Source organism: Reichenbachiella sp., from assembly GCF_965223055.1.
GTDB lineage: Bacteria > Bacteroidota > Bacteroidia > Cytophagales > Cyclobacteriaceae > Reichenbachiella.
Genome location: NZ_CBDCVM010000003.1, coordinates 51,026 through 66,798 on the forward strand (window position 1 = coordinate 51,026; position 15,773 = coordinate 66,798).

The 15,773-nt window shown below is 41.6% G+C and carries 1 protein-coding gene; it reads right to left on the reverse strand.

Going from position 1 to position 15,773, the window contains the following annotated elements:
- Positions 1 to 8: 8 nt before the first annotated feature.
- Positions 9 to 15,614: a LamG-like jellyroll fold domain-containing protein gene (locus tag ACOQO5_RS00740; RefSeq protein ID WP_420579759.1), complete on the reverse strand. Its 15,606-nt coding sequence runs from the start codon at positions 15,612 to 15,614 to the stop codon at positions 9 to 11.
- Positions 15,615 to 15,773: the final 159 nt, after the last annotated feature.

Consider the following 15,773-nt stretch of genomic DNA (forward strand, 5'->3'; position numbering starts at 1 on the left):
TATTTACGTTAGCAGCTGCAATTTCCCATATGTTCTTCCCCAGCGGAGGTATATAGAGCTAATCGGTCTAAATTTTCAAAGTTGGTGATTGTAAATTCAATGTCTGCTAAGCGCATTTTTCCTCCATCACCACCTTCATCGACAAGTAAATAAGATCCTACCAGCAATTCATCATCTCCTGTATTATCCAAGTCTGTGGCATCATACTGTACGTAATCAATATCATACGGTGCGGTAAACCCTGGATCCATATCGACACGTCCTTCTGCATCTATGGCATTCCAACTTACTGTCTGCTGTGTGTAGCTTCCAGGTGATTCTGTAACCAAAAGTTCATAGGTCCCTACAGCATCTACTTGCAGGCTCGTCCATGATACCACCCCATCAGAAAAGACTTTAGTCAATGGGTCTGCCCCTCCATTGGTTGTAATGAAGTTACCAGCATTCACTGGCATGGTCAACGTAGCATTCGTAGCACCATCGTAGCCCAAATCAATATTTTCATAAGCATCTCTGGCCTCCACCGTCATAGCAAAATCTGTATCGATAGATACCAGAATATTATTGGTTAGCGGATCTGCATCTGTAGCATCTCCACCTGCGAAGTCTGTAATGACCACCTTACTTCCCTGGACATCGATATCTATGTTTCCACTATTGTTTGTAGCAGTAGCTATGGTACTACTTCCCGCAGCGAACGTAAAGTCGTTTTCATCTACTTCAAATTCTAGCGCTTCTTCATCTACTGAGTACCCATTGGCAGCCAGGTCAGTTCTATACCATACAAATAATTCATACGTTTTGGAATTATTTTCTGTCACTGTACCCAACGCTGCTGGGATATCCGCAAATGTGATATTACCAGCGTTTATGGTAATGGTAGAACCATTCAAGGTAGAAGATGTAATGGTATTCGTTCCATCAGTCAATCCAGCTCCAGCCAAAATAAGGTTGAGATCTTCTAATCCAGCTGGAACACCTGCTCCTTCTCTGAAAACAAGATCGGTGATCACTGTATTGAAAGCGTCACCTCCTGCGCCATCATTTATTGATATATCAAAAATCTTTAACGCTGTACCTGTAGTCTCATCAATCTGAATGCCAGGTACAGATACTACCGTACTCTCTAAAAGTGGACCACTACCAAGAATTGTTAAGTTATCAGGCGCCACCACCGATATCGTTCCAGCCTGATCCACGGAATATGTCGCGTCAGTTAAATTATCGGGTGCATCCGTGGCTGTTAAATCTAAAGCTTGAGTCTGGTTATAGGTAAGATCATTGAAATCTCTTGTTCCCGCTGATAGTAGCTGATTCACCGTACCTCCCAGTGTGCCAGGGTGAGCTTCAGACAAAGTAACGTCAGCTGTGTTATTTGTATCGAGATTTCCATTCGCATCATGAGCCTGTACTGTCACACTAAAAGCAACATTAGTTGGAACATCTGCCCCAGGACCATTTGTAAACACCAGTCTATCTGCAGTCACATCCAACGTATTATTAGCTGTCTCACTTGCATCCGCTGCTCCAGTATTCATACCAGAACCACCTGCTCCTGCAGCTGTACTTGCCCCTAATATTGTCACATCAATATCAGTTGTGTTATCTACTACACCCGTGGTGTTGGCAAACGTTACTACTACACTGAAAGTAATCGACTGATTTCCAGCTGCACCCGTAATGATTTGTTGTGCACCTGGCAAAGCAGCCAATCCTGAGAATACAGCATCAGTTCCGGCAATAGCCACTTCAGCCACTTCTACAGGTGTACCTGCTAAATCTTTATAAAGTGCTACTTTTTGAATAGTGGCTTCATTAGTAAACCGGACAGTAACTGCATCAAGCAATGTAGCCAGGCCGTCACCATCGTCACTTCCACCACCATCTCTTAGTGAGAATTGCGCAACCTCGACTCCATCAGTACCTGCACCCTCTCGATCTATGTTAGCTGCCATTTGACCGTTATAATCCAATCCTGTCGCTGGGGTAAAACCACCATTGACAACAATGTCAGAACTAGAAGCCGAACCGATACCAGTTACATTAAAATTATAAGTACCGTCTGCTATTCCATCGGTAGCAAAGGAAATAGATGAACCTCTTACCCCACTTACGCTAGGGTCAAAAGTAATCGTCACATCGTCCGATGCATCAACAGCTAGCGGTCCAGTGATATCAGCATCTCTGCTATAGTCAGCGCCTCCGAACACAACATCTCCTCCAATATTAGCCGGTACAAATCCTACATTTTGAATAGTGTAAGTAAAAGCTGATGTATTTGCTCCAGTGGTTACCACAGTACCAAAGTCTGTGTTATTGGTCGTAGAAGGCGAATCCGTGGCATTATCAGAAATAATATCACCATCAGCATCATACACTCGGATACTTGGTGTGGTGGCCGGTGTATTAGGTCCAGTATAATCTGAAAGTACCCAATTCGAAGCAGTGCCAGTTTCAGCAAAACCGTTAAGTGTTCCATGGTAAGTTCCTTTGGCATCTATCAACTGCGGAGCTGCAATAGCTGAATTATCTTGACCTAACGATCCGATATTAAAATCATACCCTGCTAACAATGTTCCTTCAGCCCCAAAATTGGCCGCCGTAGTTGGCGTTAAAGCCGTAGTTCTAATCTGAGTCGCTGTTCTTGCCACATTCCAGATTCGGACTTCATCAATGCGTCCATTAAAAAACGTTAAGCCATCAGTACCATACTCACCAATAGCCACTACTTCGTTTACATACTGTTCAGTCACTCCAGAAACGTATGCGACTTCTTCTCCATCGATATACAAATACATTTCATCCGATGTATTATCAAAAGTCACGGCTACATGGTGCCAAGCATTTGCTGTAATTGGAGCATTAATAATATTTAAATTTCCACCATGACCAGCTGTCAGCAATGAACCCGCAGCTGCTACATAGAATGGCGCATGACTAGCTCCTCGCGAGGAAATAATATTCCCATTTCCACCTTCCCAATAAATCCATGCTTCTTTCGTGTAATTTCCTGTTCCCGTAGCAATATCAACGGTACCTATGTTCACATAATCATTATCTCCAGCGAAATCCAAGGCTCTATCTACCCCATGTCCAATAGAAACAAATTGACCATTGTCAAAATCAATCCCTTCAAAAGTGATGCTACCTGATGTATAATCGGATGGTCCAACTATTGTTGCGTTTGACCAATCTGCCCCATCATCATCAATCATCAAGACATAATCCCCGGCAGTCACTCCAATCCAATCATTTAGACCTGCCATATCTATGGTTAAATCTACATCTGTGATATCGGTATTTGGTTCATTCACTAACCAGGTTCTTGCCATTCGCTCCGCTACACCAGTAGGCATATTCGCGGTTAATCGACCTGCATAATTAGATGCTGCTCCATTATGTCCTAATGATAGGAAAGCATTGTCTGCCGCGAATTGACTGGTCGCTCCGAGTGCTACATTAGTCGCATTGTCCACCTCGATGGAAGTATGACCAATCTCAAATCGAATATCACTGGATTGACTGGCGACCTGTCGCGTGTCTAAGAAAGAGGCATCGTCTCTACCTATTGTAACCACATCGTTACTATAACCAGATGCAAAATTCCAAACGGTAATTGCACTTCCTGACGAAACTACATCTTGTGAATAGTTGATACCATATTTTGCAGCGAGGTAAGATTCAACTTCTTGAAGTTCTCCTGCAGTAAGTTCTCTATTATAGATAATCACCTCTGCAATTTCGCCATGCATAGAGCCACTACTTTGATTGGCACCAATCTGAATGTTGCCAGGATCAGTGTATGCTGGCAAGGTACCTGCTGTAGATTGTCCATTGACGCGTATTGATCCATTAGTAGACCCATCATATGTACCTGCTATAACACCAGCCTGTAAACCAATATTTGACCCATAATCGATACGAGAACCATCATGATAAAGAGAAGGTTGACTTGGATTGAGGTAAAAAAGTGCATGATTCCCTGTTCCTGCAGAATTTGTACCTAATAGGTTTAATGTGCCAGTAACCGCCAATCTGGCCACGACGATTTTTGTATATCCGTCAGTTCCGAGAATCGAGGAATTATCTGCTTGCAAATACTCTGAATTTGTGTATACTAAACCGGCTTGATAACCTATCGCCGAATTAGCCTTTGAAGGGTCAGCACCAACAGTTCCAAAATTTTGTCCTGTACCACTGAAATCAGCCCAAGAGCTACCATCAGCGGCGGCATCCTCTCCTCTTAACCACGTCACGATCCCGTCAGCAACACCCGCTGGGCCTTGCACGCCAATTCCATTCACCGCAATGCTAACTGTGGGTTCATCTGGATCGTCACTGGTGATGTTAATGTTGTCAGCTTTTGCACCTAGTGTGGATGGAGCAAAGTCTATCGTAAAGGTTGTACTCTGGCCAGCTGTTAAGGTAGTCAAACCATTCTGAGCTGAAACCGTGAAGTCCGTACCTCCAGAAACAGAGATCGCGCTTGCTCCTAAATTGAGCGTCCCATTACCGTGATTGGTAATCGTATAAGTTCTTGATAGTGGAGTAGGGTCGGTGATACCTTGATTACCAAATTCGTGGGTACTGCCATGGTAAAGCGCTACAGACAAGTCATCTTGAACGAAGATATCAGAAGCAATAGCTCCAGAATACACCCAGTTGGAGGTGTTACCAAAATCGTAAGTAAAAGGTGTGCCACCCATATCGAAGTTGCTGGCTGTACCACTGTAGTTTCCTGTTTTGTCAGCAACAACATTTCTATTGCCAACCGCTGAATTATTTGCTAAAGCCGTGACATCAGTGTTGTCAAAAGAATAATAAGCCACTAAGCCAGATTCAGTTCCAACTACGGCCGTATTCATCCCATTCTGGATTTCAAGTTCACTTCTTACTTCGTTCCAAAATCGGATTTCATCTAGCTGACCTTGTAAAAAATTAGTTCCATTGGTAGCTCCAAACATCACATTCGACAATGTGGATAGCATTGTACCGTCTGTTACGGTTGTATTGAAAGCTTCAACACCATTAAAATAACCAACTACTTGATCAGGGTTAGCTCCATCTTGAATCCATGAGAGCGCGATATGGTGCCATTTATTTTTAGGTACCGGTGTATTCCCATTAGCTGCTTCATTATAAAAGTATTGTTGGGCCGATGTTACATCACTCCAGAAATAGACATTTCCTGATACATTTTGTTCAATCCTGAATCCTGTACCACCCGAATTCAATTCAATCATCGTACGCCAATCCAAGTCAGATCCTTCTTTCATACTTACCCAAAACTCAATGGTACCTTCGTTGAATGCTCCGAGATTACCTACACCAATAAAATCATCCACCCCATCAAAATCCAGGGCATAGTCATTGACCAATTCGGCGGAAACGGCGAAGTCATATGGGGTTTCGGTCGCGGCATTGTGAGTAGCGGTAATCGTAGCACTCTGTGTGCCCGGTGTGACGGGAAATGCTCCTGAATGTTGGTAGGTCACATCAAAAGTGACACTATTGCCAACTGAAGCTGATGTAGTTCCGCTAATGGCGAACTCTCCATTATTTGAACCCACTCCAGTTAAGTTAAAAGGAGTTACGCCTTCATTCTCAACCGTAAAGGTCTGTGTTACTGGTCTCGTAGCACTTACTGCTTCAAAGGCCGTTCCATCTGTATCGAGCGGAGTAGCATCTCCGTCAGTGATGTCAGTGCCAGCAAAAACGAAAATGTTTACGTCAGGCGCAGCGGCAGCAAATGCGGTAGAAGCTACCCATGCTGTACCATCCAGAACAAACCCACCCAAAGTTCCATCAAAACTATTTCCAGAGATGTCCACCAAAGTATTGGTTGTTCCACCATCATTAAAATCATAAGACGCTACTAAATTCGTTGCACTTTGTAAAGTAAGACCTGCATTATTAATGATTTCAGATTGGCTACGCACATCATCCCAGATGCGCACTTCGTCCATTAGACCATCAAAGAAAATCAAACCAGCATCTTGACCAAATTCCAAGTTGGAATTTGTATTTTCCATTGCCGTATAAGTAAGATCCGAAGGTGTAGCAGTTTGCAATTTACCATCTAGGTAAATATTAATTCCATTTGCACTTGAAGAACCATCATAGGTAAAGGCCATATGATACCATTCTCCGGTACCCAATGGAATAGCAGGCGTCTGCTTTTCTAAGTACCCACCTGCACTTTCATCAGTCAACAATACTTCGATTTCATTCAAAGTTGTCATTGACAATCGATACTCTCTATCTGACCCACTTCCTCTTTTTGATACTATAGATTGATTAATACCTAAAGTATTAAAATTCACCCAGGCTTCAATAGAAAAAGGCTGATCACTAGCACCATCCCCAAAAGATAAAGCGTCATCATCCAATATAGAAATATTATCATTTGTTCCATCAAATACCAGTGCATTTTCAACCACATTTACCGTGGTCTGAATTTCAAAATCTTGCTCAGGAACATCAGGATCGTTATTTGCAATCGTAATAACTGCTGCATTGCTCGCTCCCAGTCCACTCGGTGACATCACCAAATCGAAAGTCATAGAGTTACCTGAAGTCAACTCATTAGGCAAAGTCTCTGAAACATTAGAAACAATCCAGTCCGCTGAATTGGAGGTAATTGTAGAAATGGATAAATCTGCCAATCCATCATTTCTAATTGTAAATGTTTTGGTTTCGCCAACCAAACCAACATAGCCATAGTCTGTATCATTAGCGAGTAAAGGAGCTACATTGTCATCAATGTTTATCGCTCCTGCCGATTCTACTGTTATTTCTGGAACTGCAGATGTATTTACGGTTGAGGTGATATAATTTGAGGTAGCTCCATTTTTATCAAAAGTCATTAACGTACCATCAAATGTATTGGTAGTAATATCAGTCAATGTTGGTTCTCCCAATCCTGTGTTATTTCCTCCTGCGATTCCAACATTAAAATCATAAGATGCCAACAGACCAGTCTCACTATCAACTCCAAAATTGGTCATATTCGCAGAAATCTGTGATTGATCACGCTGCGCATTCCAGATACGCAACTCATCCATTGAGCCATTCCAGAATCGTCCTGCTGACGGGCCTGAAACGCCATCCAATGCCGTACCTATCACAAAATCATTAAGATTGGCAGGCCAAGAAGCCACATTTGAAACATTAAAAGATTCAACACCATTCACATAACCCACTAAATTGGATGTTCCAGTATTCCAAGTAATAGCAATATGATACCAAGTACTTGTTGACATAGCACTACTGAACAGTTGTTCAATTTGCGAAGCATCGTCATCCGCAACAATTTGCAAACCAGGCAATCCGGTTTCAACCTCTAGCCTCAGTCCATTGCCATTGATGTCCGTATCAAAAATTCCTTTATTAGTTGTTAAATCGGATGCATTTACCCATAACTCAATAGTACCTTCTGCCGGAAAAGCACCCAAGCTTCCAATACTTACGTAATCATCTGTACCACCAAAATTCAGCGCATTGTTGTCTACCCCTTCACCAGTAACTTCAAATGTATAGGTAGTATTATAGTCATTCGTAATATTGACTGTTTCATTGTAAGTAGCAACTGCTGTCGGCGCAAATACTACTGAAAAAGTAGTTGATTCATTCGGTAAAAATGAAGTGACCGCTGCATTGATCACAGAATAATTTGTTCCTGTGGTAAGCGTAGGCTGGCTAATGTTCAATGTACCTACTCCATCATTTCTAACTTCAAATACTTTGGTTTTGGTATCGCTTGGCTGACCTACGTTTCCAAAGTTTCTTCCATCTGTTGCAGTCCCTGGACTACTGGCACCGGAAGGAATATCTTCATCGATGATAATCTCTGTAATTTTCATCACTGGTTGTGGATTGTCCGTCGCATCTGAAGTTAACCAGCTTGTGGAAGGATTAGCAGGATATCCATTCAATGTAGCATCATTGGCTCCATCTTGTCCACCTCCTGAAGCACGATCGGCCACGGTGCTGGTATTACCTGTTTCAGTCATTGTATAGTAGACTATTAAATTGGTCTCACCAGTAGGTGAAGCAATCAGCTGTGTCGCTCTGGTTCTTATCGATGCATCAGCCTGTTTATCATTCCAAATTCTTACTTCATCAATTTGTCCTTGAAAATATCCTCCAACTCCGGACAAACGATTTGTCGCCCCTATTGTGAATTCTCCAGATGGTGGCGTTCCCGTAAACCCTACCGCGTTGAACGTTTCTGACTCACCATTGACAAAGAAAGTCACATCATCATTTTCCTTGACAACAGCTATATGAGTCCAAGTTCCATCAAAAGGAACTGTTAAAGTAGATGTCACTCCTTCAAGTGATCCATCACTTTCTTCATAAGTCAATGCTCCTCCAACTTCTAAAGACAATTCGGTACCATTGTCTGTGCCTGTGTTCCCTCTCCAATAGATAGTTTGATTTACATCGGTCGTATGAGACACCCACATCTCTATGGTGGAAGTTGACAAATCGGTTCCTCCTTCAGAAGCAACAATATAGTCGTTTCCATCAAACGCCAATTTACTACCTTGATCGTCATAGGTCAAGGTCACAGCGTTGGCACTGTATTCCAAATTCCAATTGGCTGGTATATTGGTTACCGAGAACATTCCGGATATACCTACTGTGGCCGTGATAATATCAACTGAATGTCCATTGACTGGAGTATACCCTCCAAAATAAGCGACATTCAATGTGCCGCTCAAAGTAGCCGTACCTGTAACTTGTAATTGATCAAAGTCTGTACATGGAGTAGTTGCTCCCGCGATTTCTATATCAAGAGTTCCTCCTCCATCATTGTAGCCGGATCCAAAAGTCATACATCCTGGTGAAAATCCAGGACGAAGTGTACCACCCGCCTGATTAGTAAATGGAGTGATTGTATTAAAAGTCCCACTTAATACGCCGTTGTTGATAAAGTTGGTACCTGAAACATCATTTAAAGTAGTATTGGCAGACGTAAATCTTACCGTACCATTGTTAGTAAAAATAGCTCCATTAGTCAATTGTAATTGATCGTTACCTAGGTTCAAATCCAATTGAGTGCCTCCCTGAACAACCACATTATTCCCATTGAAAACCACGTTTTGAACTTCAGTCAGAGACACATTAGTTGTTATGTCTAAATCAAAAGTTATATTTCCAATTGGAGGCACGTCTCCACACCAGTTAGCAGGATCGTTCCAATCTCCATCTACAGCACCTGTAAATTCACCTTCTGGCAAACAGGTAGGAAGATTCGCATTGACCCAATTCGATGCAGTACCATTTAATAAGAATCCTGATGCATTTCCATCCATTTCTGGATCTAGATACCCATCATGATTGTTTCCTGTGACATCTTCTAAGTGATCTTCAGGATTACCTGTATAATTATCGGCACCTGGGTTACCTGAGTTAAAGTCATAAGCAGCAACTAAGCCTGTTCCGCTCTTTACACTGGCCAACATATTGGCTTGAATATCTCCAATAGATCTTTCCAAACTCCAGATTCTGAGTTCATCAAGTTGTCCAACAAATCCAGTAGCACCTCCTCTACTTCCTATATGAATATTGGCTGCACTATATGAAGGGGCGGTCACTCCAATAGTCGGGTCAGTATCATCTACTCCATCAACATATATAGAACCGTCACTAGCTCCGCGATAAACGATCGCTACATGGTGCCAAGCACCATCATTGTAAGTGCCTTGAGTTTGGAGAATTCCTCCAATGTTAATTCCAATTTTGTCACCGCTAAACTGCTGAACAGAGAACTGATCATTACTAGTTCCTTTTTCAAAAATAATCCTATTGCCCGAGGCCGATGTCTTGTACATAAACTCAATGGTAAATGGACCTACCAACTCAAAATCGGTATGATCTTGAATTTCTACATAGTCGTCTCCATCGAAGGCCAATGCATTTTCCACAATTGTACCAGTAAACTGATAAGTATTGGTATCGAAATTATCACCGTCACTGACGTTCGTAAAATCAAAAGTTCCGGATGCTGGGGCAGTACCAGTAATATCAATTTTAAATCTGTCAGAAATTAGGTCTTGGTATGTAATCAAAACTGGGAAAGGGTAAGAAGCAGAACCTATATCTTCAGAACCGTCGACCTCTCTCATTCCGTCATCGTTGGCATCGTAGTACAAATACGCTACGCCAGACAAATTAACCGCTGTAATTTCAAATGAATTAATCACATCAGCTACGTCATCATCCGTAAATACAAAGAACTTAGCATCGAAAGATTGAGTAAGACCTGTCCCTGTATTTCCACCAAAGTTTGCAGATAAAGGAGTGGCATCTGTATTGCCACCATAATCCATAAGATCATTGATGTCATATACTGCATTACCATCTAACCATTTGTTATGATCATTCAAAGAATAGCCCATAGAAGCAAGGGAGCCACTCGACCCTGATCCAGCGAAATCATACACATAGTTGTTCGATATGGTTCCAACTTCTCCCACATTCAATGCGATCGCATTAATACCATCTGTAAGGGCAGAAGGCAGGTCACTTTCATTGTTATTAGGTGTCGAACTATACCATCCGTTAGGGTTTGTATTAATGGCAGCCAGCCATTGGGTTACAGAAATGAGATTGGCCCCTGGAATACTTCCCTGAAAAGCAAAAATTTGATCACCAGGGTCGCCAGTAATGGCCCAGCTCACATCAGATTCCCAGGCAGTTCCTGCGACAGAACCGTCACTTTTGAGTGTTGCCGTAACATTTGTATTGGAGTTGGTCGCATCGGTATTTATAATCACTTGGTCACCAGCATTTATTTGTTTTGAGGCTATGAAAGTAATCGCCCCTTCTGAGGTTACCTTATTGCCAGCGGCATCCATACTATGGTCTGTGAAATGAATTTCTGTGCCTGCATCGATTGTCACTTTTAACAAAAAGGCAAATTCTTCATCTCCATCAGCATTCATCATTGTAAATGCTATATCACCTGGGCTAAGAGATGTCGGGTTGGCAGTTGAACCATTCTGTAGCTGAGGTGATGATAAGTTTCCTGTTAAATCTTCACCAACAAAATACACATCATATGTGGTGCCTAATGCCAATCCACTTACTGTTGCAGAGCTACCTGCTCCAAGGTCATCCAATCTTCCAAAGGCCAATTGACCTGATCCACCACTACCCGTTCCTGCTCTGACTTCGGATGAAGTAGGTGCAGATGCTCCATTGGCTAATACCACATAATAGGTAGCCCCATTTTCTGTTAGATCTGCAGATACATCGAAGCCATCATTAGTCGGATTATCCACTAATGGGCTGCCCATTTCAAATCCAGGAGCTACGCCATCTAAAGGTTGTCCAGTGATCAATGAAGGTCCTGTCCCAAAAGAAGGTGAGCCCTGTACTACCCCATCAAAACTATTGGATGAGTTATCTGTTCCGTCTCCGGCATTAAAAGAGTAATATGCATATAAACCAGGACTGCTCGAATTGATTTCCTGATCGTGAAACGCAAGAATTTGCGCATCGGTAAGTGCTCTATTCCAAAATCGTATTTCATCGATGTCACCTACGAAAAAGTGAGACACAATATCATTATCTGCTATATTGATCAGGTCTTGGTCTGCGCCTTGATCATATTGAAAACTAGCTCCGGCTGGTACCCCGTCTACATAAAACTGTGATCCATTTGGAACTCCATTTTGGTAAACAAAAGCTACGTGGTGCCAGTTGCCATCCGCTACTGAAGTTCCTGAAGAAATATTTCCAGGAGTACCTCCCCATTGATACGTAATTAAATCTCCTCCTACCACAAACATGGCAGCTAATCCTCCAATAGAAACTATGGGATTGTACTGACCGTCTACATCAGTGGTTCTCATCCACCCTTCCAACGTTCCACTTGTTGTCTTGAAATTAGTGGCGTCAAACGCTGCAGTATTGGTCAATCCAGCACCTGAAGTATTACCCGCATCCAATATCACTACTCTTTGTCCATTCGAAGCAGTTGACATCGATGAAGTTGCTACCGGTATCGGTGCTGGTTGCGAAGAAGGTACAAAGTTGGAGGTAGAACCATTCAGGGTAAAACCAGCCAAATCACCAGGATAAATCCCTTTTTCATCGATTAGTTCTGTAATCGTGGTATTATCGGCATCAGCCAATCCTTGATTGAATTTGTAATAAGAGATTAAGTTGCCTTCTGCTCCAGGAGAAGCTATTCCATTTTCTGCATCAGATCTTATTTCAGCAGGTGTTCTTGCTGAATCCCAGATCATTACTTCATCCATTCGTCCGTTGTAATACTCTGATACGCTAACGCCTTGATTAGATGTAACACCACTCAAAACATTATTCCCTTGCATGCTATTTCTTACGTTAAGGTTGCCTGCTAAAGAAGCAGTTCCTTCTAACTCACCATTAACATATAGAAGTACATTGTTTGAAGTCAAGGTCCCATCATATACTGCAGCGATATGATTCCATTCTCCAACAAAAACAGAAGGGTCGGCAATCGTCAAAGTTGCAGTGGCGGTAGTTCCTCCAGAATTTCTAACGTAAAATCGTAAAGCTGTTGCATTGCTTTGAAAAGCAATGAAGTAGTCATAATCTCCAATGGAGGTATTTGTTTGTCTGATCAAATCAGAATGAGTGGTAGTAGTTATATCCGTAGCATTGACCCACATTTCTATGGTCATTTGCTGTGTACCACCAAAATCAGGGATTGAGACGAAATCAGAACTGCCATTGAAATCTAATGCATTCTCCTCAGTGCCATCATCATATCTTAAGGTTACTTCATAGTTGTCCACGTCATATTCCACAAACCAGTTGGCAGGTACACCCGATATATTGTTATACTCTCCAATGAGGCCTGTGCCTCCACTCAGGATAACAAAAGTGTCACCATTTGAAGGCGTATATCCGGCTCCAATCGTGACTTGTAATGTGGAAGAACCAGAGCTAAGGTCAATATCGCCAGTGGCAATGATTTGATCAAATCCATCAGCTGCGTCACAAACGGTATTCAACCCTTCAATTTCTATTAGGTCTATGCCCGCATTGATATAGTCTCCACCTACGTTCATACAAGAAGGTGAAAATCCCGGTGAAACAATTCCAGAGTTGGTGAAGTTACCAGTGAAGTTTATGCCACCTTGGATGGTTCCATTGTTTATGAAATTAGGAGCATTGCTAATATTCGTTGTATTTGAGAAGGTAACCACCCCGTTATTGGTGAATGTACCTCCCGTTAGATCAAGATTATTTCCTCCCAAATCGAAGTTAACATCTGATCCACCATCGACGGTGATGTTGCCACCATTCAATATAATGTCGGCAGTCTCAGAGATGTTAGTATCAGTCGAAAAATTCACATCACTTGTAAGGTTGCCAAAATCTGGATTATCTACAGCAAATAAATTGGAAGCTGCAAGACCTGCATCGCTGCGATTATGCTCACCATCGATTCCAAAATTATTGTCGATTGCAGGAAGTTCAATTGAAAACGTGTTCATATTAGAAGCAGTAGCAGATACGTCTGCAGTAATGTACCAGTACACCGTCTCATCTGTATATGTACTTGTAAACAACACGATTAGATCATTTTCTATGCTATTGTCTCCTTCAAATGCGATACTTTCTGTTGCAGTCACCGGTCCTCGACTTTCAATCAGAGTTGCGTTCTCATAACCTACATCGCCCACGGTAGATTCATAATAGTTGAATTGGTCAAAGTCATCCAGAATATTAGGTGTATTTGGTGACAATAAAATTCCTTCTGTGGTCACTGTTCCATCGGAGACAATGACTTCCATTTTGTAGATAAGGTTATCAGTTGAACCAGCTACTAAACTTGCTCCAGGAACAGCTATAGTTTCAATTGAAACATTTGGAATCGAAGCTGTTGTCACACTAAAATTCTGAATTCCGGATATATTGTCTGAGTAGTCCTTAGCAATAATATATACATCGTACGGTGTTACAGCCATTAAACCACCAACTTCAAGAGTTTGAAATCCATCTACGGTTTCTATTTGAAACTCCTCAGCTTGACCATCAGAACCATCTGTACCTGCTAAAATTTGAGTACTATTAGGTGCATCAGAGCCACTAGCTAGAATTACATAAAACAATTCGCACTCCTCATTAACCGTAATATCGAAGCTAAATCCTCCTGGAGTAGGCACAGGTCCTCCATCCACACTAAGTGTAGGTGACGAAACATCAAGTACAGCAGTTGTGATAGCGAATGTCTCAATATTCGATTCGTTAAGATTACTTGATCGATCTTGCGCAACTACATAAACATCATAAGAAGTTGAGACCATGAGGCCTGTAACTAATTCGTTTGAAGATTCCCCCATGCCATTGTATCCTATACCAACACTGCCTGGAAAAATAGCTCCATTATCGTCACCATCTGTGCCCGCGATTATTTGAGCAGCCGAAGGCGCGTTTGCACCCATTGGAAGTACAACATAATACACATCAACCTCTTCATCTACGGTAATGTCAAAGTCGAATCGAGTAGAGAAAGGAGTAGATACACCATCAATAGATAAAGTCGGATTAATTATATCTTCTATTGCAGATGTAACAGTAAAGGTTTCAACATTAGAATGATTTCCTAAATAATCTTCATTAAATGTATAGATATAATACTGTGTGGCAGGTGTTAGTCCAGTAACACTAACATTATTGTGTCCATTTACAGGAGAGCTAAACTGAGCTGCAGCTAGATTATCTCCTCCATCTGTACCAGCTAATATTTGAGTGCTTGTTGGTGTGATGTCAGCAGTAAGGGCTACTGTATGTAATGTACCTTCTTTATTCACCTCCATAGTGAAATCAAACCTATCATCATATAAATAACCCACGGTACCTATACTCAATGTAGGCAGAGTGAAATCTAGACCACCAGTATACAACACTGATCCTACCTCCAATCCGTTATCAGCGGTGCCAGCAATATCATAGGAATTATCTGCATTAAAATTGTAATAAACATCAAGGTTGGCCTCGTTTCCAACTAATTCAGAACGGAAATTATCAGCAATCTCTGTGGCAGTTCTTGCATCGCTCCAAATCCTAAAATCATCAAAAACAGCGTCAGCATTAGTAGCATTATCCGCTCTATTCCCTATTCGGATAGGGTTAGTCGAATTAGTAGGAGATACAGTACCCAATACATTCAAGGTATTATCAAGTTGTCCATTGATATAAAGTAATGCCTCAGCTCCCGAATTGCTTGGGTCATAAACAAAAGCTATATGATACCATTGATATGTATTAAAAACAATAGAAGAACCTTGACTTGCAAATGTGCCACCATTACCTACTAAATAGTTCAAATGATTGGTAGAATTGTTTACATACAAATCAAAAGGTTGAGGTATGTTTACATTTGTTTCTGCAAAAATTCCTGCCCCATTCGTGAGATCATTAAAGTACACCCAAGTCTCAACAGTAAAACCACTTAGATTCAAATCATAAGTGATATCTACACTATTGCCAGTGCCTGATAAATCAAGCGCTCGGTCCTGAGCTGCCAGTTTACCCGATCCGAAGACAAAAACAATAAGACATAAGAATAGCGTACGCAGTCCACGTGAAGGTAAATTCTTAAACATAGCTTGTGGTGTTAACATTACAAAAATCCAATTTCCAATCAGTAAATTAAGGCTGTAATTAATACTACAACGGTTTGAACTATTCAAATAACACTTTCTTTTTATTGCACTTTCCCAATTTGCAATAGCATTAATGACATAATTTTTAACCATTATACC

Coding starts and splice junctions, on each gene's coding strand:
- ACOQO5_RS00740 (WP_420579759.1), bottom strand. CDS start 15,614: ATGTTTAAGAATTTACCTTCACGTGGACTGCGTACGCTATTCTTATGT.